Consider the following 23,795-nt stretch of genomic DNA (forward strand, 5'->3'; position numbering starts at 1 on the left):
GGAAACCGAACAACCTTGCGAGTGGGGAGCAAATTAGGGGAGCAGGCGGTTTGCCGAAAGGCCGCTTTCGCCATGGGGTGTTTAGTTTCAGTAAACACCTGCAGGGCCAGAGGCGTTACTCGGCAACCTCTTGAAGCCAGGCGGCACCGGGCCATCGATGATCTTCGACCAGCTGCCGTGCCACCTCGGTAATGACCCGGCGGGTGGCCAGCGCCGCAGGCGAGAGTTCGTCTTCTGCCAGGGTCGCCAGCAGATTGCGCCGCCCCACATGGGCGTCGGTGATCTCGGCGACCAACAGCCCCGGCTCGCCTTTGAGCGCGGCGGCAGCGCCGGGTTGAATGGTCGCGGCATGGCCTGCGCGCACCGCGTTCATCAGCACTGCCAGGCCATCGACCTCCATGATGATGTTCGGCACCAGCCCTTCCCTTTCGAAGGCGCTGGTCAAGGCCGAGCGCAACCCATGCTGGGCGCTTGGCATCACCAGCGCCAGGCCGCCCAGGTCAGCCAACTGCACCCGTTCTGCACGGGGTGCGTCGGCTAACTGCGGGGAGGCGATCATGAACAGTTTCTCGTCCAGCAGCGGCGTCACGCTCCAGCGCTTGCCGCCCTCGAGCTGGAACAGGATGGCCAGGTCGATCTGCCGCGCGTTGAGCTGCACGGCCAGGTGGCCCGAGAGCATTTCCACGATATGCAGCTGGATGTCCGGGTAGCGCGTGCGCATCGCGCTGATCAGGGGCAGGGCCAGCACCGTTGCCGTGGTAGGCGGCAGGCCGACGCTGACATAGCCGCTCATGCGCCCGCGATGGGCGGCGAGCACGGCGTTTTCTGCCTGGCGCAGGGTCAATTGCGCATGGTGGAGAAAGGCTGCGCCGGCACTGGTCGGGGTGACGCCACTGCTGCTGCGGTTGAGCAGCCGGGTGCACAGCTCGCTTTCCAGCTTGCCGATCTGCTGGCTCAGCGCCGACACACCCACGTCCAGCTCCAGGGCCGCCCGGCCCAGGCTGCCATGCTCGATGATCTTTACGAAATAGCGCAGCTGTCTTAGTTCCAAAATGGCAGTACTCCGTGAAAAGCGCTGCCATTTTGCACGCCCCGGGCATTCGCGCAAGGCAACCGCTCACGCACCGCGCAGGAACTTTGCCGCCTTGTCGCCGGCCCCCTATTGCAGGCCCATCGAAAAGGAGACACCCCCATGAGTGCACAACTGAACGGCAAGCGCGTGGCCATTCTGGTTACCGACGGCTTCGAACAGGTCGAGCTCACCGGCCCCCGTGACGCTTTGAAGCAGAGCGGCGCCGTGGTCGATATCCTCAGTGACAAGGCAGGCTCGGTACGCGGCTGGCATCACGACAAGCCCGCCGACGCGTTCGCCGTGGACGCAACCTTCGACGACGCCCAGCGCGACCTCTATGACGCCCTCGTGCTGCCCGGCGGCGTACAGAATTCCGACACCATTCGCCTGATCCCCGGGGCGCAGCAATTGGTGAAATCCCACGATGCGGCCGGTAAGCCGCTGGCAGTCATCTGCCACGGCGCATGGTTGCTGGTGTCGAGCGGCCTGGCCAAGGGCAAGCGCATGACCAGCTACAAGACCCTGCAGGACGATATCCGCAACGCCGGTGGCAACTGGGTGGATGAGAAGGTGGTGGTGGATGGCAACCTGATCACCAGCCGCCAGCCAGACGACATTCCGGCCTTCAACGAGCAACTCCTCAAGGCCCTGGCGGGCTGAAGTCCAGTTAACCACTGGTCGTCGCGAGAACACCCGCCAACTGTGTGATCTAGTCTTCAGGCATCCTGCCTGGAGGCTGATCCATGCCACCTGACCCTGCGCAAAAAAGCCAGCGCGGCAAGGAAACCCGCCTGTTCCTGTTCCTTGTCGCCTGCCTCTTCCCCTTGCTGTCGGTGGTCATCGTCGGCGGCTACGGGTTCATCGTGTGGTTCTCGCAACTGCTGCTCGGCCCACCCGGGCCGCCCAACTGATGGCCAAGCCCATGGATGAACCCGTGCACATCGCCAGCCTGCTGGTGCACGCCCGCCCCGAGCTGTTTGCCGCGGTCAAGGCCAACCTGCGCCTGCTGCCAGGCCTGGAGCTGCACCAGGAAAGCCCCCTGGGCAAGCTGGTGGTGGTGCTCGAGGCCGCGCACGAAAGCCAGATTCTTCGCTGCATCGAACAGATCGGCAGCATGCCCGGTGTACTCAATGCCGCGCTGGTCTACCACGAACTGCTCGACCCCGCAGGAGGCCTGGAATGAGCCTGACTCGCCGACAATTCGCCAAGCTGCACGCCGCCGCCATCGCCGCGACCGCCGCCGGCCTGCCGGTCTTCAGCAGCGCCAGCAACCTGGTGACCGACGCCGACCTGGTCACCCTGGACTGGAACAAGGCGCCCTGCCGCTTCTGCGGCACCGGGTGCAGCGTGATGGTGGCCACCCGCGACAACCGCGTGGTCGCCACCCACGGCGACATCAAGGCCGAGGTCAACCGCGGCCTCAACTGCGTCAAGGGCTACTTCCTGTCCAAGATCATGTACGGCGTCGACCGCCTGACCCAGCCGCTGCTGCGCATGCGCAACGGCCAGTACGACAAGCAGGGCGAATTCCAGCCGATCAGCTGGGACCAGGCCTTCGACATCATGGCGCAGAAGTACAAGCAAGCCTTGAAAAGCAAAGGCCCCGAGGCCATCGGCATGTTCGGCTCGGGGCAATGGACGGTGTGGGAAGGCTACGCCGCCAACAAACTGATGAAGGCCGGCTTTCGCAGCAACAACATCGACCCCAACGCCCGCCACTGCATGGCATCGGCGGTGATGGGCTTCATGCGCCCCTTCGGCGCCGACGAGCCGATGGGCTGCTACGACGACATCGAAGCCACCGATGCCTTCGTGCTCTGGGGCTCGAACATGGCCGAAATGCACCCGATCCTCTGGACCCGGGTCACCGACCGGCGCCTGAGCCAGCCCCTGGTCAAGGTGGCGGTGCTGTCGACCTTCGAGCACCGCAGCTTCGAGCTGGCCGACATCCCCATGGTGTTCAAGCCGCAGACCGACCTTCTGATCCTCAACTACATCGCCAACCACATCATCGAAAGCGGCGCGGTCAACCAGGATTTCGTCACCAGGCACACCCGCTTCGCCCAGGGCGCCGACGACATCGGCTACGGCCTGCGCCCCGACAACCCCCTGGAAACCCGCGCCAAGAATGCCGACAAGGCCAACACCTGGAGCGATATCTCCTTCGAGCAGTTCGCAGCGTTCGTCAAACCCTACACCCTGGAGCGCACCGCCAGGGAATCCGGGGTGCCGGCCGAGCGGCTCAAGGCCCTGGCCGAGCTGTATGCCGACCCCAAGCGCAAGGTCGTGTCGTTCTGGACCATGGGTTTCAACCAGCACACCCGTGGGGTGTGGGCCAACAACCTGATCTACAACATCCACCTGCTCACCGGCAAGATCAGCCAGCCCGGCAACAGCCCGTTCTCGCTGACCGGGCAACCTTCGGCCTGCGGGACCGCCCGTGAAGTCGGGACCTTCTCGCACCGCCTGCCGGCCGACCTGGTGGTCACCAACCCCAAGCATCGGGCCACCGCCGAGCAGATCTGGAAGCTGCCGGCCGGCACCATTCAGGAGAAAGTCGGCTTCCATGCCGTGCAGCAGAGCCGCATGCTCAAGGACGGCGTGCTCAACGTGTACTGGACCCAGGCCAGCAACAACATGCACGCCGGCCCCAACGTCATGCAGGAGGTGCTGCCGGGCTGGCGCCGGCCCGAGAACTTCGTGATCGTTTCCGATGTGTACCCCACCGTTTCCGCCCAGGCCGCCGACCTCATCCTGCCAAGCGCCATGTGGGTGGAAAAGGAAGGCGCCTACGGCAATGCCGAGCGCCGCACCCAGTTCTGGCATCAGCTGGTGACTGCACCGGGGGATGCCAAGTCGGACTTGTGGCAGTTGCTGGAATTCTCCAAACGCTTCACCACCGACGAAGTCTGGCCTGCCGAGCTGTTGGCCAAGGCGCCCGAGTATCAGGGCAAGACGCTGTACGAGGTGTTGTTCAGAAACGGCCAGGTCGACCAGTTCCCCGTCGAGCAGATGCAAGCCGGTTACAAGAATGACGAAGCCCAGGCCTTTGGCTACTACGTGCAGAAGGGCCTGTTCGAGGAATACGCCCGCTTTGGCCGCGGCCACGGCCACGACCTCGCCGATTTCGACCTGTACCACCAGGAGCGCGGCCTGCGCTGGCCGGTGGTCGACGGCAAGGAAACCCGCTGGCGCTACCGCGAAGGGCTCGACCCCTATGTGGAAAAAGGCAGCGAGGTGCAGTTCTACGGCTACCCCGACAAGAAGGCGATCATCTTCGCCCTGCCCTACGAGCCGCCCGCCGAAGCCCCGGATGCCGAATACCCATTCTGGCTGAGCACTGGCCGGGTACTGGAGCACTGGCACACCGGCAGCATGACCCAGCGCGTCGAAGAGCTGTACAAGGCCGTGCCCGACGCCCTGGTGTACATGCACCCCGAGGATGCCAAGGCGCTGCAGGCGCGCCGTGGCAGTGAAGTGAAGCTGGTCAGCCGGCGCGGTGAAATCCGTGCGCGCATCGAAACCCGGGGGCGCAACAAGCCGCCGCGGGGCCTGGTGTTCGTGCCGTTTTTCGACGCCAACAAGCTGATCAACAAAGTCACCCTCGATGCCACCGACCCGATCTCCAAGCAGACCGACTACAAGAAATGCGCGATCCGCATCGAGTTGATCAGCCTGGCCTGAGGAGGCCCGCCATGCCTTTTCCAATGCTGCCCCTGTTGCTGCTGGCCACCCTTGGCCTGGCGCTGGCCGCCGAGGTCGACTATCCCCTCGATGCGCCGGGGCCCGACGGCCGCCGGCCAGGCGGCACGCTGACCCAGAGCATGCCCGCCGCGCCCATCGCCAACGACGACAACCGCGACCTCAAGCGCGAACGCAACTACCCCGACCAGCCGCCGACCATCCCCCACGCCATCCGCGGTTACCAGATCGACATCAACGGCAACAAGTGCCTGAGCTGCCACAGCCGCGCCAACAGCGCCAAGAGCCAGGCCACGGCGATCAGCATCACCCACTACATGGACCGCGACGGCCAGGCCCTGGCCGCGGTGTCGCCACGGCGCTACTTCTGCAACCAGTGCCATGTGGTGCAAAAGGACGTGCAGCCGCTGGTGGGCAACAGCTTCGAGACCATCGACCAGCTGCTGCAAAACGACGCCAACGCCGCGAAAAAACCCTGAGGAGGCGCCATGAAAGCACTGCTCGCCCTGCTCAAGGACTACTGGGGCGTCCTGCGTCGCCCCAGCGTGTACTACAGCCTGGGCTTTCTGACGCTGGGCGGGTTCATTGCCGGGATCATCTTCTGGGGCGGCTTCAACACCGCGCTGGAGCTGACCAACACCGAGAAGTTCTGCACCTCGTGCCACGAGATGCGCGACAACGTGTTCGTCGAGCTGCAGGACACCATCCACTACACCAACCGCTCCGGTGTGCGCGCCAGTTGCCCCGACTGCCACGTGCCCCATGAGTGGACGCACAAGATCGCGCGCAAGATGCAGGCGTCCAAGGAAGTCTGGGGCAAGCTGTTCGGCACCATCGACACCCGCGAGAAATTCCTCGACCACCGCCGCGAGCTGGCCGAACACGAATGGGCCCGGCTCAAGGCCAATGACTCGCGCGAGTGCCGCAACTGCCACAACTTCCAGTTCATGGACTTCACCCGCCAGAGCAAGCGCGCCGCCGCCATGCACTCGACCTCGCTGGCCAGCGGCGAAGCCACCTGCATCGATTGCCACAAGGGCATCGCGCACAAGCTGCCGGACATGAGTGGGGTGAAGGGTTGGTGATTTAAGAATACATTCGAGCAAACACGGCTAGGCGCCCTGGCTGCCCCAAAAGAGATGCTACCGCTCACCGCACCCCAGGAGGTTCCCCTCGGTGACTGACCTACCCAGCCGTCACGCCTACGCAAAACGTTTCCAAGCCGTGCTTGCCCATATCGACAGCCACCTCGACGCTGACCTGTCGGTAAACACCTTGAGCCGGATCGCCCACTTCTCGGCGTTCCATTTTCATCGGCAGTTCTCGGCCTACGTGGGCGTTCCGGTTTCCCAGTACGTGCAGTTGATGAGGCTTCGACGTGCAGCGCACCGGCTGGTCGCAGAGCCGGCAACGGCTGTGCTCGACGTGGCACTCGATGCCGGCTTCGAGAGCCCCGAGGCGTTTTCCAGGGCGTTCAAGCGTGCCTTCGCCATGGCGCCGAGCATGTTCGCCAAGGCCCCGAACTGGCAGGCCTGGAGTGCGGTATTCGTCGTCCCCCACTTTTCCAGGAGTATCACCATGCAGATTCGTATCGTTGAGTTCCCCGAAACCCACCTGGCTGCACTCGAACACCACGGCGCGCCCGGCCTGCTGGGTGAAAGCGTCGAGCGCTTTCGCCAATGGCGCATGCAAAGCGGCCAGTCGCCGGTGGCCAGCAGCCGCACGTTCGGCATCCCCTATGGCAACCCCGACACCACGCCCAGCGAGGATTTTCGCTTCGCCATTTGCGGCGAGCTGGAGGAAGCGCTGCGGCCCAATGCGTTCGGCGTGCAGGAAAAGATCATCCCGGCCGGGCGCTGCGCGGTGGTGCGCCATGTGGGCTCGCCCGACTACATCGGCGAATCCATCTACCCGCTCTACCGTGACTGGCTGCCTTCGAGCGGCGAGGAGTTGCGCGACCATCCACTGTTCTTCCACTACCTGAGCGTGCACCCCGAGACACCGTTGGATCAGTGGCAGACGGATATCTACGTGCCGCTCAAACCCGCCGCAGCCAGCCAATAGGCCGTTCAGCTCGCGGCAGGCTGGGCGCCGTTGCTGCTCAGGTCGATGCGGACAATGCGCTGCGCCTCTGCAGGGTCCACGCCCAGGCCGCTGAGTACGAACTGCACCATGCTTTCCACCGCCGAGAGCGGCCGCGTACCTTCCAGTACCTTGCGCAACAGGTAGAGCATGCCGCCGACAATGCAATCGACTGTGGCTGCAATATCGACGACCTGGAAGACACCCTCGTCGTTGCCGATCTGGATATCCCGGGCCAGTGGGTTGCCCATGGTCTCGATCATGTCGTTGATGCTGTAGACCGAGTGCACCAAAAACCAGCCCCACACCGGGTCGGTCAGGCCCCGGTGCAGGGTATGGCGTATGTTGATCCCCACCCTTTCGGCAATGCCTGCGCGCGGGCTGGTGGCGGCATCGAGTGCCTCGATCATCAGCAACGCATCTTCGATGAACACGGCACGCGCTACCTCTTCCTTGCTGGAAAAGTAGTTGTAGAACGAGCCGAAAGACAGCTCGGCCTCCTCGGTGATGTCGTTGATCGCCGTGGCTTCGATACCCTTGCGCCCCATTACCGAACGGGCTGCGCGCAGCAACTTGCTGCGGGTACGCTGGCGTGCCTTCTCATTGACCCGAGGCTTGCGTGGCGCTGCTGCGTCGGCTGCGGTACTGCCGGCCACAGGTTGCTGGGTGGGCTTGGGGACGGGGCCTTGGTTATCGTTCATGGTTCCGGTCGGCTGGCGCTGGTGAGTCGTGCCGGTCATGATACCCGACTCGCCCCGCCGCGCCAGCCGACCGCGCCCGCTCAGTAACGCATGCCCAACCCCAGCAGCAGCGACGAATAATGGGCGCCGATGTTGGTACCGGTACTAGGGCCTTTGCCGCGCAGCGTTTGCGGGATCTCGTATTCGTAGCCCAGGGACAGGTCGGTGGTCGGCGACAGCTGATAGGTAAACCCCGCCGACAGCGAATTGTTCAGGATGCCGGGCGAGAAGTAGTTGGCATTGGTGTGTTCGGCGTCCACCGCCTTGGTTGCGTGCTTGAAACCTGCACGCAACGTCCAGGCCGGGCTGGCATTCCAGGACATGCCTGCGCGCCAGACATCCTGGCTATTCATCCCGGCGCCGTCGGGGTTGTTGAAAAAGCCGACCTCATCCCACTCGATGCGCAAATAGTCTGCCGCCACTGTCAGTGTTGGTGTCAGCTGCACCGCGATGCCGATTCCACCCTGCTCCGGCAGGTCCAGGTGGCCACCGGAAATCGCCAGCAGGTCGTCCTTGTAGCCATCCGCATCACTGAAGCGCATTTTCGGCGAGTACGCCGCGCCCAGGCTGATGCGCGAACTGAGCTGCCACAAGGCTCCCACCCGCCAGCCCAGGCCAGTGCTGGTGGCAATGCCATGGGTGGGGGACACGCCGAGGCTGCCGTCGGCCTGCGGCACCACCAGCCCACGGGCCTGCACCTGCTGCACCCCAACCAGAGCCGACAGACCCAGTGACAGGTCCGGGGTGACCTTGTAAGCCAGCGTGGGGGCGAAATTCAGGTAGGCGATCTTGGTCTTCACTGCCGGAAAGCCCATGCCCGGGATGGCGGCATGGCTGTAGTCGGAGCCGGAGCCAATGGAGTACATCGACAGCCCCAAGGTGGTGCGTTCGTCGAACTGATAGCTGATACCGCCACTGGGGATCGGCGCGGTCACCTTGAAATCATCCCGGTTGTTTTCGTTGCCGAAACTTGAACGAAAACTGCCGAAGAACAGCTGCAAGCCACCGTCGATCCGGTTGCCCAGCACGGCCATGCCGGCGGGGTTGTCGCTGGCAATGGCGGCGGACTGGGGAAAGGCCAGTGAAGCACCGCCCATCTGCGCCGACTCGATACTGCTGGAGGTCGGGATATTGAAGTTCATGGCCTGGGCCAATGGGCACGCACACAGCATCAGCACGCCACAGGCCTGCTTGGTTTTAGGGTTCATGTTTTACGCCTGCACAGTTTGTTTATTGTTCTTGGAACTGGTGAGCCAAAGCGTCTTGAAGCAACTTCTGCCGCCCGCTGGCGGGCACGGCAGTGCCCGCCGCCGCAACAGCGGGCGCTGGCGGACAGGGAGTTGCAAAGCAGAAACGGGAATCAGAAGGCGACGTTGTCGCGCCCTTTCAACTGCATGATCGCGCGGGCTTCATCAGGCGTCGCCACACTAAAGCCCAGCGCCTCGACCAGCGCCTTGATCGCGCGCACCTGCTCGGCATTGCTCTGTGCCAGGCGCCCCTTGCCCAGCCAGAGGTTGTCCTCCAGGCCCACGCGCACATGGCCGCCAAGCAACAGCGACTGCAGCGCGATGCGTGGTTGCATGGCCCCCACGCCCAGCACCGACCAGTGATAGCTGTCGCCAAACAGGCGATCCGCGGTGCGCTTCATGTGCGCCACATCTTCCGGGTGGGTGCCGATACCGCCGCGAATACCGAACACCGACTGAATGAACAGCGGGTCTTTGAGCAACAGGCGCTCGCGAAAGTGTGCAGCCGTATATAAATGCCCAATGTCGTAACACTCGATTTCAAAGCGCGTGTTGTTTTCACCGCACGCCGCCAATATCTGTGCAATGTCCTTGAAGGTATTGCGAAAGATGCGCTCTTCGCTGGCTTGCAGATAAGGCCGTTCCCAATCGTGCTGAAACTCGCTGTAGCGTTGCAGCAACTCATACATGCCAAAGTTCATCGAGCCCATGTTCAATGAGGCTATTTCCGGGCTGAACTGCAGTGCCGGGGCAATGCGCTCCTCCACCGACATGGTCGGCGCACCGCCCGTGGTGAGGTTGATCACCACGTCGGATTCGCGCTTGATCTGCGGTAGAAATTGCTCGAACAGCCGCGGGTCCTGGCTTGGCATTCCGCTCTGCGGGTCGCGGGCATGCAGGTGCACCACGCCAGCTCCCGCCTCTGCCGCCTCGATCGCAGAGCGGGCGATCTGTTCAGGCGTTATGGGCAGGTACGGCGACATCGACGGTGTATGAATGGAACCTGTAATCGCACAGGTGATGATCACTTTCGAATTTTTTGCAGCCATGGCAGTTTCCTTCCTTCAAACGGCCCCGCCGGGGCCAGTTCAGCGAGGTTCGTCGACGATGGTGTTTTCCAGGTGCCCCAGGCCGGAAATCTCGACCCGCACCACGTCACCTGCCTTGAGGAACACAGGCGGTTGCATGGCGATGCCGACCCCCGATGGGGTACCGGTGATCAGGATGTCGCCGGGCTCCAGGGTCATCACCTCGCTGAGGTAGGCGATCTGCTGGGCGATGCTGTAGGTCATCAGCTCGGTAGAAGAGGCCTGGCGCACCTCACCATTCACGCTCAGGCGCACGGTCAGTTGCTGCGGGTCGGCAATCTCGTCGGCCGTGGTAATCCATGGCCCGATCGGCCCGTGGGTATCGAACGACTTGCCAAGGGTCCAGGTCGGGCTTTTGGCCTGCCAGTCCCGGGCGCTGACGTCATTGGCCACGAAGTACCCGGCCACATGCTGCAGCGCCTCGTGCTCGCCGATGCGTCGCCCGCCTTTGCCAATTACCACGCCCAGCTCTGCTTCGTAGTCCAGACGTTCGCAGACGGCTGGGTGATGTACATCGTCGAAGGGGCCGTTGATGCAGGTGACCTGCTTGCTGAACCAGACCTGCGAGCTGGGGATGGCCACGTTCAGGCGACGGGCTTCGGCTTCGTGGTCCTTGTAGTTCATGCCCAGCGCCATGAACTTGCCGGGGCGCAGGATCGGCGCCTGCAGCCGCACCTGCTCCAGGGCCACGCTGTTTTCAGCGCTGGCCTGCAGTGTGCGGGCAATGCCCATGGCCTCGTCACGGGCCAGCAGCGTCGCGACGTCCACGTGCCCCGTCGCAGGCAGCAGCGGGTCGAGGTTGATGACGCGATCACCCTGGATCAGGCCGATGGACGTCTTGCCGAGATAGGTATAGCGAGCCAGCTTCATGGGTATTCCTTTCGAATGGGGTAACGAGGGGTGGTCAATCGAGGAAGTCTGGAGCAAGGGGTGGCGCCCACTGCGCCAGGGCATCGGGGGTCAGCGGTGCATGGCTCGCGGCCATGCTGTCGTTGACCAGGTCGCCATCGGTCCAGTGCTCGACCTTGTTGCGGTAGGGGTCGAGCCAATAGTCGAACACCTGGCTGCCCTGCACATGCCGGCCAATGCCCCAGGAGTGGCGCCGACCCTGCTGCTGGAGAAACTGGCTGCCGCTGGCCAGGTCATCCCAGTCGAGCACCTCGAAGGCACAGTGATCGAAGCCTGCCTGCGCAGAGCCGAGGTTGAGCAAGGCCACCGTATGGTGGTCGGTATAGGTCTCGCCCAGTCCGCAGTGCATGAACACGGCCACAGTGTTGTCCAGGCTGGCGGCGTAGTAGCTGTCGGAGACGCGCAGGCCCAGCACGTCGTGGTAGAAGGCGAACATGGCCGGATAATCGACCGTCTTGAGCACCACGTGCCCCAGCCGCATCACTCGCGAGGGCTCCAACCCAACCCGGTTGGTGCTGCCACGCCGCTGGCGGCGATCGGCGGTGTTCAGCGTCAGCGCCGGTCGTACCGCCTCGGCGGCGACACACTCGCCGCCGAACAGCAGGTCGACCCGCAGGCCGTCCGGGTCTTGCAGGGTGACGATCCAGCCGGCACCCAGCTCATCGTTGGGCATCACCTCGGTGCCCAACCGCGCGGCGATGCCCTGCAATGCCTGCAGGGTGTCGCAGCGATAACCGACACCGAGGGCCCTGACGGGGCCCTGCTCGGCGATGTAGGCAGGGTAACCCCCTTGATAGGCGGCCATCTGCAGTGATGTGGCCGTGCGCACGTGGTGGCGCAGGCCGAAGTCGCGCAGGAAGCTGGCCTGAACATCCAGGTCCGGCACCTGATAACGCACATAAGCGATATCGCGTACAGCAATCATGCTGCACTCCTCTTGTCATTGTGGGTGGGGGCGTTGCGCGGGTGGGCTAGCCGAGGTCGAACCAGCAGGTGGCCGGGTCCAGGGCATGAAGCTGCTTGTAGGCGCCTGAATAGAACAGCAGGGGGCGGCCGTCCGACTCCTCGATGGCTTCCACCTCGGCGGTGTAGATCAGGTGATCGCCGCCTGGGTGCACCGCGCTGGCACGCACGGCCAGTTGCACCAGCGCCCCACCGAGTACCGGCGACTGCCCGAGCAGGCGATAGTCCGCGGCCAGCGCCGCCTGGGGGCGGCCGCCAAAATGGCTGCTCAGCGCCTCATCTTCTTCACGTAGGAAGTTGATGCCGAAGGCATCACCCGGTTTGACGCTGGCAGCGAACCGCGCCTGGTTGCGCACGGCGATCAGCACCATGGGCGGGTCCACCGACAGGGACATGAAGGCATTGGCCGTCATGCCGCCGGGTTGCCCATCCTGGTTGTAGGTCAGCACCGTCACACCCGTGGCGAACTTGCCCATCACGCGGCGAAAGGCCCGCGCCTCCAGCTGTTTGCTCTGCATGCTTGGCATTCCTCGTGCAAATACGTTGCGGGTTCGCCAATCAAATGAACGGCGTGCCAGGGGTATTGCCGCAGAGAATCCGGCCGTAGGTTTCGAAGTTGGTGTTGGGGCTGACGATGCCGTGCAGCGAGGCGATCCGCGCGTCCTGCCAGATGCGCGTCATGGGGTTGCCGACCGCGGCCAGCGAACCGCCGGAAGCGGAGGCCAGCAGGTCGACGGCTTCCCAGATCAGCTTTTCGGCGTACCCCACATCACGGCGCACCTTGGCCCGCTCCTCGAAGGCCATGTACGTGCCGGATGCCGCGCTGGCGTCGATGGCGTCGGCGTGGCGTTCAAGGATCACCCGCGCAGCGTCGATCTTTGCCGATGCTTCGCCGACCTGCAGGTGGGTGATCGGTGCCTCCGCCTGTTTCGTGTACCAGGAATACTGGATGCCGCGCCGTGGCAGCGACTCGAGGAAGGTTTCCAACGCCGCCACCCCCAGGCCCAGGGCCGGGAACGCCAGGATGATCGCCAGCATCGGCATGCAGGCGCTCTGGTATAGCGGCTGGTCGGCCAGATGGCTGGCCAGGTACTGGCCCTCGATGGCCTGGGTCACCGAGGCGATGCGCGATTGCGGCACGAATACCTGGCTGGCCGTGACGCTGCAGCTTCCGCTTGCGCTGATGCCGATGACGTTCCAGTCGTCGAGGATCTGCAGTTGCTCCACCGGGATCAGCGCCACGCCCTGGTCCACCACCTTGCCGGCCTCATCCACCAGCGGAATGCCAAGCATGTCCCAGGTGGCATGCTTGACGCCGGAGTTGAAGCCCCACATGCCCTCTTCGATCAGGTAGCCGCCTTCGACTTTGCGCACCACCGCCTTGCGCGGTGACAGCACGCCGGTCACCCGCGCAGGCCTGGAACCGCCGAACACTTCCTTGGCGGCGTCTTCGCCGAAGAACGCCGCCGCGCACCAGGTAGTGACGTTGGTCAACGCGGCGACCCAAGCCACGGACGCATCGGCGCGCCCCAGCTCGGCGACCACGTTGAGGAAGGTGCGCACCGATACCTGGCTGCCCCCGTAGCGGTGCGGCGTGGTCATGGTCAGTAACCCGCCCGCTTCGAGGTCGGCGATGGTCTCGGCCGGCAGGCGACCGAGCTGCGCGGTCTGCTTGCTGCGAGCCTTGAGTACCGGCAGCAGGCCGCGGGCATGATCGAGCAGCGCGGCAGCAGTGGCGGCGCTGGACAGCGGGGGTTGGGAGGAAACAACTGCAGTCATGGGTTCACCTTTTTTTCGTGTTGTTTTTATCAGCCTCCAGACCTGGCGGTGTCACCCTGCCGGAGCGTTATTGATATATTCATCATTTTTGATGAAGTCATCAATAGTGATTTTTAGAACACATTGGCAATGCGGCGATCACAGCTAGAACCTAGGGTTCTAACCGGGATCGTCGCAGGCAAGGGAGAGCCAAGAAGAAAAGGCAAGCGAAAGCGGCAGCTTGAGCCGCCAGAGGGTAACCGTCAGGGTTCAACCCACGTCAGGTTCGGCGCAGCCAGCCAATGAACTGGGCAAACAACTCCGACTGCGAGTTGATCTCAAGCTTCAGGTAGAGGTTCTTGCGGTGCATGCGCACGGTCTCCGGCGAAATCCCCAGCTCATGGGCCGTGGATTTCACCGAGTGCCCCTGCAGCACCATCTGCGCCACTTCCCGCTCGCGCTGGGTCAGCACCCCGCAGCCAAAGCTGTCGAAGGCCGCCTGCACGCTGCCCTTGGCTTGCGGCGCCTGGGCCAGGCCATGCTTGGCAAAGCGCGTGAGCAGCTCGCGGACCATCGGCTCCACGGCCTGCAGCAGGTGCAGCTGCTCGACGCCCAGGCGCGCCCCGCTGCAGCCCTGGAACAGGCTCAGGGAGATCTTGCTGTCGTTGCCCAGGTCGACGATGAAGTAGCTGTCCTCGCTGCACCCGGTGCCCAGGTAGTAGGACTTGTAGTACTCGCTGTCGAAGAAGTCGTCCGGGGCGATGTCTTCCAGGTGATAGAAACCCTGCGCCAGGCCCTTTTCCACCGCCAGGCAGAACGGGTCGAGCAGGTAGCCCGCGGCGAAATAGCGCTCCAGCACCGCCTCGTGGTAGCGGTCCGGGATGCCCTGCTGGTACAGCAGCTGCGGCGGTTGGCCCTTGCGTTCGAGGCTGATCAGCATCGACTCGGCGCCCACCAGCTGGCTGATCGCCGCTGCCAGCCAGGCCAGCGCGTCGGCGCCCTCGCTGTGGGCGAAGGCTTGTTGCAGGGCGCTGTGCCATTGCTGCAGGGCATGAAACGGCAGGTTTATTGTGGTGTTTTCGTGTGCTCGGCTCATGCCCCGCAGTCTACCGGCCGGGGCATGCGCGCGCACCTTTGCGTGCAGGTGGGTCATTGGCCGTGGTACAGGCCCTGCTCGGTCAGCTCGCGGGCAGCATCGAGGATGCAGCTGCGCAGGGTGTCGACGATCTGGTCGACCTGGGCATGGGTGATGATCAGCGGCGGCGACATCACGTTCAGGTGCATGATCGGCCGCACCAGCAAGCCCTTGGCCTGGGCCCGCAGGTGGATGCGCTCGCCGATGTTCACCTCGTCGGCGAACAGCGCCTTGGTCTTCTTGTCGGCCACGAACTCGACGCAGGCCATCAGCTTCATGCAGCGCACCTCGCCCACCAGCGGCAGGCTTGCCAGCGTCTGCAGGCGCTGCTCCAGGTAGCCGCCGACATCGTTCACATGGGCCAGCAGGTTTTCCCGCTCGATGATCTCGATGTTCTTCAGCGCCGCCACGCAGCACACCGGGTGGCCGCTGTAGGTGAAGCCGTGGGTGAAGCAGCGGCCCTTGCCGGGTTCTGCGATCACCTTCCAGATACCCTCGGAGAAGATGCACGCCCCCAGCGGCAGGTAGGCCGAGGTCAGGCCCTTGGCGGTGGTGATGATGTCGGGGGTGACGCCGAACAGCGCCTCGGAGGCGAAGAAGGTGCCCAGGCGGCCGAACGAGGTCACCACCTCGTCGGCGACGAAGAGGATGTCGTAGGTCTGGCACACCTGCCACATGCGCTGGAAGTAGCCCTTGGGCGGGATGATCACCCCGCCCGAACCCATGATCGGCTCGGCGAAGAAGGCGGCGACGTTGTCGGCGCCCAGGGAAAGGATCTTGTCCTCGAACTCGGCCACCAGGAAGTCGAGGAACTCGGCCTCGTCCATGTCCTCGCCGGCCCGGTAGAAGTTGGGGTTGGAGACGTGGTGGATCAGCTCGTGGGCGTAGTCGAACTCCGGCACCCGGTCGGCGGCCTTGTTGCCGATCGACATGGTCAGGCAGGTGGAGCCGTGGTAGGCGTTGTAGCGGGCGATCACGTGCTTCTTGTGCGGCTTGCCGCGGCAGTTCTGGTAGTACTGGATCAGCCGGTAGGCGGTGTCCACGGCGGTGGAGCCGCCGGTGGTGAGGAACACGTGGTTGAGGTCACCCGGCGCCAGGCTCGCGAGCTTTTCGCAGAGCTCGATGGCCCTGGGGTTGGCCATGTCGGAGAACGGGTTGGAATAGGCCAGCTGGCGCACCTGGTCGGCGATGGCCAGGGCCATTTCCTCGCGGCCCAGGCCGATGTTGGTGCACCACATGCCGCCCACGGCATCGAGGAAGCGGTTGCCGTCGGTGTCGTAAATGTAGGCGCCTTCGCCGGCTTCGATGTTCAGTGCGCCTTGCTCGGCGTGTTCGTCGAACATGTGGTAGCCGTGCATGTAGTGGGCCTTGTCGGCCTCGACCAGCAGCGCGTTGAGGGGGGCGGCGGCCAGTTTGCGAGTCGGGGTAGCCATGAGCGGTTCCTTGTCGGATCGGTACGGTAGAAGGTGTCAGATGCCGGTCTTGACCGTGCTCCAGACCCGGGTGATGGCGCGCATGGCCTGCGGGTCCTGGGATTTCTGGGTGAACAGGCGTTCGCGGGTCTGGTCGTCCGGGTAGATCGCCGGGTCGTTGCGGATGTCGGCCTGTACCAGGGGCGTGGCGGCGGCGTTGCTGTTGGCGTAGTGGATGTAGTTGGTCACATCGGCCATGGTCCGGGGCTGCAGCAGGTACTCGATGAAGCGGTGGGCGTTGGCCACGTGCGGGGCGTCGTTGGGCAGGTAGAGGCTGTCGAACCAGATCAGCGAGCCTTCCTTGGGAATGAAGAACGCCAGGTTGATGTCCTTTTTCGCCTCCACCGCGCGGGCCTGGGCGGTGGCGTAGTCGCCGGACCAGGTCAGGGCCATGCACACGTCGCCGTTGGGCAGGCTGGTGAGGTAGTTCACCGAGTCGAACTTCTTGATGTAGGGGCGCACGCCCATGAGCACGTCCTGGGCGGCCTTGAGGTCGGCAGGCTTGGCGCTCTGCGGGTCCTTGCCAAGGTACTTGAGGGCCAGCGGGATGACTTCGCTGGGGGCGTCCATGATGGTCACGCCGCAGTCGGCGAAGCGCGAGACGATTTTCGGGTCGAACAGCATCGCCAGCGAGCCGATGGGCGCATCGGGCATGCGCTGCTTGATCTTGTCGACGTTGTAGGTGATGCCGGAGCTGCCCCAGGTGTACGGCGCCGAGTACACCATGCCGGGGTCGAAGGCCTGCATGTGCTGCACCACCTGCGGGTCGAGGTTGGCCCAGCTGGGCAGCTTGGACTTGTCCAGCGGCTGGAACACCTTGGCCTTGATCAGCGGCGGCACCAGGGAGGCGTTGAGCATCACCAGGTCGTAGCCGGAACGGCCGGTGAGCAGTTTGGTCTGCACCGTCTCGTAGCCGTCGAAGGTGTCGTAGATCACCTTGATGCCGGTCTGCTTTTCGAAATCGGCGAGGGTGTTTTCGCCGATGTAGTCAGTCCAGTTGTACAACCTGAGCGTGTTGCTGGTGTCTGCCTCGCCGGCCAGGGCGGCCGTGGCGGTACAACACATCAACCAGCTGGAAATCACCTTCAATGCCTTGCGCATAGCAACTCCATCGTGTGATCAGGATCGGCTCGGGCGAGCTGATGGAGCCACTATCCGGTGGAATCTGCCAGGGGGCCATAACCCGAATGGGTGGGGTCGCTCAGCGATCGCCTTGCAGCGTCTCGCGCACCACGTCGAAGAAGGTGGCCAGGATGCGCCGCGAGCTCTGCGCGCGCAGGCATACCAGGGTTTCGCTGAAGCGGTGCTGGCTGTCGGTGATCGGCAGGCCGCGGATGCGCGAGTCCGAGCCCAGCTCGGCCGCCGACACCACCCCTACCCCCATGCCGATCGCCACCGCCTCGCGCGCCGCCTCACGCCCCTCGACCTCGATGGCCTTGCGCATCGGCAAGCCGGCGGCCGCCATTTCCTCCTGCACTGCCAGCCGGGTCACCGAGCCCTGCTCGCGCAGCACCAGCGGCGCCGTGGCCAGGTCGGCCAGGCTGACCGACGCGTGCTGCGCCCAGGGGTGGTCATGGGCGACGAACGCCAGCATCGGGTCACTGCGAAGGGGCAGGCACATCAGCCGCTCGTCTTCGATGTTGCGGCCCAGCAGCGCGATGTCGGTCTTGTAGCCGAACAACCGCTCCAGCACCTCATCGGTGTTGCCGGTTTCGACCTTCACATCGACCCCGGGGTAGCGTGCGCAGAAGCGCGCCACATAGGGCAGCACATGCACCGGCGCGTCCACCGCCAGGTTCAGCGCCCCGGTCGAGAGCGTGCGGTAGTCCATCAGCATGTCATGGGCATCGACGCTGATGTCGAACAGGCGCTGGGTCATGCCGAACAGGCGCTCGCCCACCTCGGTGAGGCGCACCTGGCGCTTTTCGCGAAGAAACAGCAGCACGCCGTAGCAGTCCTCGAGCTTGCGTACCTGGTCGGACACCGACGGTTGAGACAGGCACAGCTGCTCTGCCGCGCGGGTAAAGCTCGCGTGCAGGGCCACCGCATGAAAAGCCTTGAGCTGGGTGTGTGAAATCGCCATGGGTTTCCCTCCATAGGACTGGCCTATGCATGCATACGTTTAATCGATTTTATTTATGCACAGTGCACTGCGAGGATGCTTTTCGCAAGGCACCACCCTGCATGGCGCCCCCTTTTTTCGGAGACACCCGATGCGACCTTTCTGGCTCGAACAAGCGCTGAAAACCCAGCAAGATGCCCCCTGCCCGCCCCTTGAGCAGCACATCCAGGCCGATGTCTGCATCGTCGGCGGCGGCTATACCGGCTTGTGGACCGCCATCATGCTCAAGGAGCAGAACCCCGCACTCGAAGTGGTGATCGTCGAAGCCGACATCTGCGGCGTGGGGGCCAGTGGGCGCAACGGCGGGTGTGCGCTGTCCTGGTCGGCGAAGTTCTTCACCCTGGAGCGGCTGTTCGGGCTGGAAGAGGCCGTGCGCCTGGTCAAGGCGTCGGAGCAGAGCATCTACGCCATCGGCGACTTCTGCAAAAAATACGCGGTGGATGCCGATTACCGCCTCGACGGCACGCTGTACACCTCCACCAGCCAGGCGCAGGTCGGCTCGACGGATGCGGTGGTCGCTGCGCTGCAGCGCCATGGCATCAACACCTTCGCCAAGCGCCCGCTGGCCGAGGTGCAGCGCATGGCAGGCTCGGCCCAGCACCTGGAGGGCTGGTACTCGCCCGCCGCGGCCAGCGTGCAGCCGGGCAAGCTGGTACGCGGCCTGCGCCGCGTTGCCCTGGGGCTGGGCGTGCGGATTCACGAAGGCACGCCGATGGTCAGCCTGGATGAAGGCTTGCCGGCCACGGTCACCACCCCCCGTGGCGCAGTCACCTGCAAAAACGTGGTACTGGCGATCAATGCCTGGATGGCCCGGGCATTCCCGCAGTTCCAGCGTTCGGTGGCAATTGTCTCCAGCGACATGATCATCACCGAACCGCGCCCCGACCTGCTCGAGCGCATCGGCCTGACCAGCGGGGTGACCGTGCTCGACTCGCGCATCTTCGTGCACTACTACCACAACACCCCCGACGGGCGAATCATGCTGGGCAAAGGCGGCAACACCTTCGCCTTCGGCGGGCGCATGCTGCCGGTATTCGACCAGCCGTCGCCGTATGCAGGCCTGCTGCGCGACTCGCTGGAAAAGTTCTTCCCCGCCTTCACCGGCGTCGACATCGCAGCGACCTGGAACGGCCCCTCCGATCGCTCGGTCACAGGCTTGCCGTTCTTCGGCCGCTTGGGCGGCAAGCGCAACATCTTCTATGGCTTCGGCTATTCCGGCAGTGGTGTGGGCCCTTGCCACATGGGCGGACAGATCCTCTCATCGCTGGTGCTGGGGCTGGACAACGCCTGGACACGCTCGCCGTTGCTCAACGGCCCTCTGGGCTATTTCCCACCCGAGCCGATCCGCTACCTGGGTTCGTTGATGGTGCGCAATGCCATACGCCGCAAGGAGCACGCCGAGGACCACGACCGCCGCCCGCGCCGGCTGGATGTGCGCCTGGCCAAGTTCGCCGCCGCCGCTGGCAAGGCGGACAAGGCCTGAATCAACGCCTGCAAGGCCAGTAATAAGCTCAGCTTATTTGTGAAATGTGATAAATCGATTTTCTTTATTTCAGCGCCAATGTTCTGATCACGCCATGCATCACTCCTTACAAAAACAACATGCCGGAGAAGATCATGACCAAAGCCGAGTTCCCCATCTCCCACCCGCTGGCACCCCCCGCCCTGGGCGAACCCTACCTGTTGACGCCAGGCCCGCTGACCACCTCCAAGGCCACCAAAGAAGCCATGCTCCGCGACTGGGGTTCATGGGACAAGGCGTTCAACGAGGTGACGGCAGAGGTGCGCAAGCGCCTGCTGGCCATGGCCGGCGTGGCCGATGACAGCTTCGCCTGCGTGCCGCTGCAAGGCAGTGGCAGTTACTCGGTGGAGGCCGCGCTGGCCACCGCCATCCCCCGTGATGGCAAGGCCCTGGTGCTGATGAATGGCGCCTACGGCCAACGCGCCACCAAGACCCTGGAGTACCTGGGCCGCGCCTTCGTCACCCTGGACAAGGGCGATTACCTGCCGCCGCAGCCCGAAGAAGTGGACGCCCTGCTCAAGGCCAACCCCGACGTCACCAACGTGTTCCTGGTGCACTGCGAAACCAGCTCGGGCATCCTCAACCCGCTGCGCGAAATCGCCGAGGTGGTGAAGGCCCATGGCAAGAGCCTGATCATCGACGCCATGAGCTCCTTCGGCGCGGTGCCGTTGACCGTGCAGGACATCGCTTTCGACGTGGTGGTGTCTTCGGCCAACAAATGCATCGAGGGCATCCCGGGCTTTGGCTTCGTCATCATCCGCCGCAGCGTGCTGGAAGCCGCCAAAGGCCGCGCCAACTCGCTGAGCCTGGATCTGTACGAGCAATGGCTGTACATGGAAAAGACCGGCCAGTGGCGCTTCACCCCGCCGACCCACAGCGTGGTGGCCTTCCACAAGGCGCTGGAGCAACACGACGCCGAAGGTGGCGTGCACGGGCGCCTGGCGCGCTATACGCGCAACCGTGACGTGCTGGTGGCCGGCATGCGCGAGCTGGGGTTCAAGACCCTGCTCGAAGACCGCTGGCTGTCGCCGATCATCACCACCTTCTTCAGCCCCGAGCACCCCAACTTCGAGTTCAAGCGTTTCTACGATGAGCTGAAGGCGCGCAACTTCATCATCTACCCCGGCAAGCTGACCGTCGCCGAAAGCTTTCGCATCGGCTGCATCGGCCAGATCGACGAACACGTCGTCCACCAGCTGCTGCGCGCCATCGCCGACAGCCTGCTGGCGATGAACGTCGAGATGCAGCACGCCACTGCCTGATCACACCGTTTAAAGGCCCTTGCCAGATCGAGCAGGGGGGCGAGTGGATCGCCCCCTTGGGCAAGGGCCTTTTCTTGACCCTGCAACCCCTGACTGGTCGCAACACATGACCGGCCGATGCCCGCGCGCGGGCACGGCTGGCGGGGTACGCATGGAGGCCTCGTGCAGTCTCGAAAACAACCACAAAAAACCATGACCTTGCGCTGTCTGGCACCCCACCACGGGATCAGAACACCATGAACAATCCTGCAAGCCCTCTCGCCACAGGCTGGAAATCGCTGCAACGTTGGCGCGTGCAAGTCTTTCTCATCACCTGGGTGGCCTATGCCGCCTTCTACTTCACCCGCAAGGCGTTTTCCGTCGCCAAGCTAGGTATCGGCGAAGACCCGGATTTCGTCCTGGAAAAGGCCATGATGGCCAACCTCGATGCCCTGTACCTGACGGCCTATGCCGTCGGCCAGTTCCTCTGGGGCAACTTCTCCGACCGCTTCGGCCCGCGCGTCGTGGTGCTCAGCGGCCTGGTGGTCTCGGCGCTGGCGGCCCTGCTCATGGGCACCTACGCCACCCTGCCGATCTTCGCCACCTGCATGCTGGTGCAGGGCCTGGCGCAGTCCACCGGCTGGTCGGGGCTGTGCAAGAACGTGGGCAGTTTCTTCAGCACCAGCGAACGTGGCCGCGTGCTCGGTTACTGGAGTACCTCCTATGCCTTCGGCGGGCTGGTGGCCACGCCCTTCGCCGGCTGGTGGGCGTATGACGCCTACCACGACTGGCGCATCGCGTTCTTCAGCAGCGCCGCGGTGGTGCTGGTGGTGGCCGTGCTGTTCTTCCTGATGCAGCGCAACCGCCCGGAAGACGTGGGGCTGCCACCGGTGGAGATCGAGCTGGAACCGGTCAGCCAGCTGGCGGTGCCGCGCGAAAGCATGTGGGCCGGCCTGCGCACGGTGATGAAGAACCGCACCGTGCTGTTCCTGGGCCTTGCCTACTTCATGCTCAAGCCCGCCCGCTACGCGATCCTGCTGTGGGGCCCGGTGATCATCTACGAGCGCATGCCCGAGATCGGCAAGGTGGCATCGGCCATCGTGCCGACCTCCTTCGAGCTGGCCGGGCTGATCGGGCCCATCCTCATCGGCATTGCCTCGGACAAGTACTTCGGCGCCCGGCGCATCCCCGCCTGCGTGCTCAGCCTGGTGGTGCTGACCGTGTGCCTTGCGCTGTTCGTGCCGGCCATGCAGAGCGGCAGCCTGTATGTGGTGGTGGGCCTGCTGTTCATGATGGGGCTGACCCTGTACGGGCCGGACTCGATGATCAGCGGCTCGGCCGCCATCGATTTCGGCAGCAAGGATGGCGCGGCCTCCGCCGCCGGTTTCGTCAATGGCTGTGGTTCGGTCGGTGCAGTGCTCGGCGGCCTGCTGCCGGGGTACTTCGACACCATCACGGTGTTCCTGGTGTTCACCGGTGCCGCACTGCTGGCCAGCGCAATGCTCATCCCGTTCTGGAACAGCCGCCCGAAAACCGTGGAAACCACGGTGCTGGAGCCGGCGCCCCTGCAGCCTGCCGTTGTTGGCAGCACCTCTTGAACCGCCTGACCTTTCCCTGGAGCACCTGCCATGCATTATGAAAAGCCTTCGCAACTGCAAGCCGTCGTCCTCGACTGGGCCGGTACCGTCGTCGATTTCGGCTCGTTCGCGCCGACGCAGATTTTCGTCGAAGCCTTCGCCGAGTTCGGGGTTTCGGTATCGCTGGAAGAAGCCCGCGGCCCGATGGGCATGGGCAAGTGGGACCACATTCGCACCCTGTGCGACCTGCCGGAAATCGCCGAGCGTTATCGCAAGGTGTTCGGCCGCACGCCCACCGATGACGATGTGACCGCGCTGTACAAGCGCTTCATGCCGCTGCAGATCGACAAGATCGCCGTCCACTCGGCGCTGATCCCGGGGGCGCTGGAAGCCATCGCCGACGTTCGCCGGCGGGGCATGAAGGTCGGTTCCTGCTCCGGCTACCCGAAGGTGGTGATGGACAAGGTGGTGGAGCTGGCCCGGCACAACGGCTATGTCGCCGACCACGTCGTGGCCACCGACGAAACCCCCAACGGGCGGCCGTGGCCGTCGCAGGCACTGGCCAACGTCATCGCCCTGGGCATCGACGATGTGGCGGCCTGCTTCAAGGTCGACGACACCTGGCCGGGCATCCTCGAAGGGCGCAAGGCGGGCATGTGGACGGTCGCCCTGACCTGTTCGGGCAACGCGCTGGGGCTGCCTTACCAGCTGTACCAGGCGCTGCCGTCGGACAAGCTGGCCGAAGAGCGCGCACGCATCGTCAAGCTGTTCGAGCCCTCCCGCCCGCATTACCTGATCGACACCATCGTCGAGCTGCCGGCAGTCATCGATGACATCAACCGGCGCCTGGCCCGCGGCGAAACCCCGCAGGCCTGCTGAGCCGCCCTGCCCTTACCCGAACGACAACACGCACTCGTGACACCCAGGAGAATCCCCATGCGTTATGCACACCCCGGCACGCCAGGCGCCAAGGTCAATTTCAAGCCCCGCTACGGCAACTTCATCGGCGGTGAGTTCGTGGCCCCGGTCAAAGGCCAGTACTTCGAAACCACCTCCCCGGTGAACGGCAAGCTGATCGCCGAATTCCCCCGCTCCACCGCCGAAGACATCGACAAGGCCCTCGACGCCGCCCACGCCGCCGCCGACGCCTGGGGCCGCACCTCGG

At 64.3% G+C, this 23,795-nt stretch carries 24 protein-coding genes; 12 read left to right on the top strand and 12 right to left on the bottom strand.

All coding sequences use genetic code 11. The features are described from left to right. Positions 1-115 precede the first annotated feature (115 nt). A complete protein-coding gene (locus tag B3E94_RS05480) occupies positions 116-1,051 on the bottom strand; it encodes a LysR family transcriptional regulator (protein ID WP_236236535.1) in 936 nt (311 codons plus the stop codon). A gap of 141 nt (positions 1,052-1,192) precedes the next feature. On the opposite strand from B3E94_RS05480, the gene B3E94_RS05485 reads away from it, so the two are divergent. From B3E94_RS05485 to B3E94_RS05515, 7 genes are all read left to right on the top strand, one after another. Then, the gene (locus tag B3E94_RS05485) at positions 1,193-1,732 is read left to right on the top strand and encodes a type 1 glutamine amidotransferase domain-containing protein (RefSeq protein ID WP_176517869.1); all 540 of its coding nucleotides are present in this window, start codon (positions 1,193-1,195) and stop codon (positions 1,730-1,732) included. Positions 1,733-1,815: 83 nt separating this feature from the next. Further along, positions 1,816-1,983 carry a periplasmic nitrate reductase, NapE protein gene (napE, locus tag B3E94_RS05490; RefSeq protein ID WP_176517870.1) on the top strand — a complete coding sequence of 56 codons (168 nt, stop codon included), beginning with the start codon at positions 1,816-1,818 and terminating at the stop codon, positions 1,981-1,983. Positions 1,984-1,994: 11 nt separating this feature from the next. Beyond that, positions 1,995-2,255: a chaperone NapD gene (locus B3E94_RS05495; protein ID WP_176517871.1), complete on the top strand. Its 261-nt coding sequence runs from the start codon at positions 1,995-1,997 to the stop codon at positions 2,253-2,255. After that, positions 2,252-4,756 (top strand): nitrate reductase catalytic subunit NapA, encoded by a 2,505-nt coding sequence (gene napA / locus B3E94_RS05500; RefSeq protein WP_286912636.1) that lies wholly within the window; start codon positions 2,252-2,254, stop codon positions 4,754-4,756. Before B3E94_RS05495 ends, napA begins: the two co-directional genes overlap by 4 nt. 11 nt (positions 4,757-4,767) lie before the next feature. Continuing rightward, positions 4,768-5,253: a nitrate reductase cytochrome c-type subunit gene (locus B3E94_RS05505; RefSeq protein ID WP_286912637.1), complete on the top strand. Its 486-nt coding sequence runs from the start codon at positions 4,768-4,770 to the stop codon at positions 5,251-5,253. 9 nt (positions 5,254-5,262) lie between these two features. Beyond that, positions 5,263-5,859: a cytochrome c3 family protein gene (locus B3E94_RS05510; protein ID WP_286912638.1), complete on the top strand. Its 597-nt coding sequence runs from the start codon at positions 5,263-5,265 to the stop codon at positions 5,857-5,859. 91 nt (positions 5,860-5,950) lie between these two features. Next, the gene (locus B3E94_RS05515) at positions 5,951-6,838 is read left to right on the top strand and encodes an AraC family transcriptional regulator (RefSeq protein ID WP_286912640.1); all 888 of its coding nucleotides are present in this window, start codon (positions 5,951-5,953) and stop codon (positions 6,836-6,838) included. A 5-nt stretch (positions 6,839-6,843) separates the two neighbouring features. On the opposite strand, the gene B3E94_RS05520 is transcribed toward B3E94_RS05515, so the two are convergent. The 11 genes from B3E94_RS05520 to B3E94_RS05570 all read right to left on the bottom strand — a co-directional run bounded on the left by B3E94_RS05520 (position 6,844) and on the right by B3E94_RS05570 (position 18,251). After that, the gene (locus tag B3E94_RS05520) at positions 6,844-7,557 is read right to left on the bottom strand and encodes a TetR/AcrR family transcriptional regulator (RefSeq protein WP_286912641.1); all 714 of its coding nucleotides are present in this window, start codon (positions 7,555-7,557) and stop codon (positions 6,844-6,846) included. 80 nt (positions 7,558-7,637) lie between these two features. Beyond that, positions 7,638-8,804 (bottom strand): OmpP1/FadL family transporter, encoded by a 1,167-nt coding sequence (locus tag B3E94_RS05525; RefSeq protein WP_286912642.1) that lies wholly within the window; start codon positions 8,802-8,804, stop codon positions 7,638-7,640. Between the two features lie 152 nt (positions 8,805-8,956). After that, on the bottom strand, positions 8,957-9,892 hold the full coding sequence (locus B3E94_RS05530) for a 3-keto-5-aminohexanoate cleavage protein (protein ID WP_286912643.1): 936 nt from the start codon (positions 9,890-9,892) through the stop codon (positions 8,957-8,959). 39 nt (positions 9,893-9,931) lie between these two features. Then, positions 9,932-10,801 (bottom strand): fumarylacetoacetate hydrolase family protein, encoded by an 870-nt coding sequence (locus B3E94_RS05535; protein WP_286912644.1) that lies wholly within the window; start codon positions 10,799-10,801, stop codon positions 9,932-9,934. A 34-nt stretch (positions 10,802-10,835) separates the two neighbouring features. Continuing rightward, positions 10,836-11,765: a VOC family protein gene (locus B3E94_RS05540; RefSeq protein ID WP_286912645.1), complete on the bottom strand. Its 930-nt coding sequence runs from the start codon at positions 11,763-11,765 to the stop codon at positions 10,836-10,838. Positions 11,766-11,811: 46 nt separating this feature from the next. Further along, positions 11,812-12,321: a flavin reductase family protein gene (locus B3E94_RS05545; RefSeq protein WP_286912647.1), complete on the bottom strand. Its 510-nt coding sequence runs from the start codon at positions 12,319-12,321 to the stop codon at positions 11,812-11,814. 40 nt (positions 12,322-12,361) lie between these two features. Continuing rightward, a complete protein-coding gene (locus B3E94_RS05550; protein WP_286912649.1) occupies positions 12,362-13,582 on the bottom strand; it encodes an acyl-CoA dehydrogenase family protein in 1,221 nt (406 codons plus the stop codon). A gap of 259 nt (positions 13,583-13,841) precedes the next feature. Then, positions 13,842-14,657, bottom strand: coding sequence for a helix-turn-helix transcriptional regulator (locus B3E94_RS05555; protein ID WP_286912650.1), 816 nt, complete (start codon positions 14,655-14,657; stop codon positions 13,842-13,844). Positions 14,658-14,710: 53 nt separating this feature from the next. Then, positions 14,711-16,129, bottom strand: coding sequence for an aminotransferase (locus B3E94_RS05560; RefSeq protein ID WP_286912651.1), 1,419 nt, complete (start codon positions 16,127-16,129; stop codon positions 14,711-14,713). Between the two features lie 36 nt (positions 16,130-16,165). Beyond that, positions 16,166-17,269, bottom strand: coding sequence for a polyamine ABC transporter substrate-binding protein (locus B3E94_RS05565; protein ID WP_176517878.1), 1,104 nt, complete (start codon positions 17,267-17,269; stop codon positions 16,166-16,168). 100 nt (positions 17,270-17,369) lie between these two features. Beyond that, entirely contained in the window at positions 17,370-18,251 is an 882-nt protein-coding gene (locus B3E94_RS05570; RefSeq protein ID WP_286912653.1) for a LysR substrate-binding domain-containing protein, read from the bottom strand. 130 nt (positions 18,252-18,381) lie between these two features. Between B3E94_RS05570 and B3E94_RS05575 the strand changes: the two genes are divergently transcribed. The 5 genes from B3E94_RS05575 to B3E94_RS05595 form a co-directional block, all read left to right on the top strand. Next, positions 18,382-19,773, top strand: a complete 1,392-nt coding sequence (locus tag B3E94_RS05575; RefSeq protein WP_286912654.1) for an FAD-dependent oxidoreductase — start codon at positions 18,382-18,384, stop codon at positions 19,771-19,773. Positions 19,774-19,907: 134 nt separating this feature from the next. Further along, positions 19,908-21,074: a 2-aminoethylphosphonate--pyruvate transaminase gene (locus tag B3E94_RS05580; RefSeq protein ID WP_286912655.1), complete on the top strand. Its 1,167-nt coding sequence runs from the start codon at positions 19,908-19,910 to the stop codon at positions 21,072-21,074. Positions 21,075-21,310: 236 nt separating this feature from the next. Then, the gene (locus B3E94_RS05585; protein WP_286912656.1) at positions 21,311-22,651 is read left to right on the top strand and encodes an MFS transporter; all 1,341 of its coding nucleotides are present in this window, start codon (positions 21,311-21,313) and stop codon (positions 22,649-22,651) included. Positions 22,652-22,681: 30 nt separating this feature from the next. Then, positions 22,682-23,509: a phosphonoacetaldehyde hydrolase gene (gene phnX / locus B3E94_RS05590; RefSeq protein ID WP_286912657.1), complete on the top strand. Its 828-nt coding sequence runs from the start codon at positions 22,682-22,684 to the stop codon at positions 23,507-23,509. 57 nt (positions 23,510-23,566) lie between these two features. Then, the coding region (locus B3E94_RS05595; RefSeq protein ID WP_286912658.1) for an aldehyde dehydrogenase family protein at positions 23,567-23,795 on the top strand (229 nt) is incomplete at its 3' end.

Origin of the sequence: Pseudomonas sp. UBA6315 (genome assembly GCF_002438125.1) — a bacterium.
GTDB lineage: Bacteria > Pseudomonadota > Gammaproteobacteria > Pseudomonadales > Pseudomonadaceae > Aquipseudomonas > Aquipseudomonas faucium.

Bases quoted from the DNA above. Each gene is read 5' to 3' on its own strand.
- B3E94_RS05575 (WP_286912654.1), top strand. From the start codon at position 18,382: ATGCGACCTTTCTGGCTCGAACAAGCGCTGAAAACCCAGCAAGATGCC.
- B3E94_RS05545 (WP_286912647.1), bottom strand. From the start codon at position 12,321: ATGCAGAGCAAACAGCTGGAGGCGCGGGCCTTTCGCCGCGTGATGGGC.
- B3E94_RS05520 (WP_286912641.1), bottom strand. From the start codon at position 7,557: ATGAACGATAACCAAGGCCCCGTCCCCAAGCCCACCCAGCAACCTGTG.
- B3E94_RS05505 (WP_286912637.1), top strand. From the start codon at position 4,768: ATGCCTTTTCCAATGCTGCCCCTGTTGCTGCTGGCCACCCTTGGCCTG.
- B3E94_RS05565 (WP_176517878.1), bottom strand. From the start codon at position 17,269: ATGCGCAAGGCATTGAAGGTGATTTCCAGCTGGTTGATGTGTTGTACC.
- phnX (WP_286912657.1), top strand. From the start codon at position 22,682: ATGCATTATGAAAAGCCTTCGCAACTGCAAGCCGTCGTCCTCGACTGG.
- napA (WP_286912636.1), top strand. From the start codon at position 2,252: ATGAGCCTGACTCGCCGACAATTCGCCAAGCTGCACGCCGCCGCCATC.
- B3E94_RS05525 (WP_286912642.1), bottom strand. From the start codon at position 8,804: ATGAACCCTAAAACCAAGCAGGCCTGTGGCGTGCTGATGCTGTGTGCG.
- B3E94_RS05570 (WP_286912653.1), bottom strand. From the start codon at position 18,251: ATGGCGATTTCACACACCCAGCTCAAGGCTTTTCATGCGGTGGCCCTG.
- B3E94_RS05530 (WP_286912643.1), bottom strand. From the start codon at position 9,892: ATGGCTGCAAAAAATTCGAAAGTGATCATCACCTGTGCGATTACAGGT.
- B3E94_RS05580 (WP_286912655.1), top strand. From the start codon at position 19,908: ATGACCAAAGCCGAGTTCCCCATCTCCCACCCGCTGGCACCCCCCGCC.
- B3E94_RS05585 (WP_286912656.1), top strand. From the start codon at position 21,311: ATGAACAATCCTGCAAGCCCTCTCGCCACAGGCTGGAAATCGCTGCAA.
- B3E94_RS05540 (WP_286912645.1), bottom strand. From the start codon at position 11,765: ATGATTGCTGTACGCGATATCGCTTATGTGCGTTATCAGGTGCCGGAC.
- B3E94_RS05510 (WP_286912638.1), top strand. From the start codon at position 5,263: ATGAAAGCACTGCTCGCCCTGCTCAAGGACTACTGGGGCGTCCTGCGT.
- B3E94_RS05555 (WP_286912650.1), bottom strand. From the start codon at position 14,657: ATGAGCCGAGCACACGAAAACACCACAATAAACCTGCCGTTTCATGCC.
- B3E94_RS05560 (WP_286912651.1), bottom strand. From the start codon at position 16,129: ATGGCTACCCCGACTCGCAAACTGGCCGCCGCCCCCCTCAACGCGCTG.
- B3E94_RS05495 (WP_176517871.1), top strand. From the start codon at position 1,995: ATGGATGAACCCGTGCACATCGCCAGCCTGCTGGTGCACGCCCGCCCC.
- B3E94_RS05535 (WP_286912644.1), bottom strand. From the start codon at position 10,801: ATGAAGCTGGCTCGCTATACCTATCTCGGCAAGACGTCCATCGGCCTG.
- napE (WP_176517870.1), top strand. From the start codon at position 1,816: ATGCCACCTGACCCTGCGCAAAAAAGCCAGCGCGGCAAGGAAACCCGC.
- B3E94_RS05485 (WP_176517869.1), top strand. From the start codon at position 1,193: ATGAGTGCACAACTGAACGGCAAGCGCGTGGCCATTCTGGTTACCGAC.
- B3E94_RS05550 (WP_286912649.1), bottom strand. From the start codon at position 13,582: ATGACTGCAGTTGTTTCCTCCCAACCCCCGCTGTCCAGCGCCGCCACT.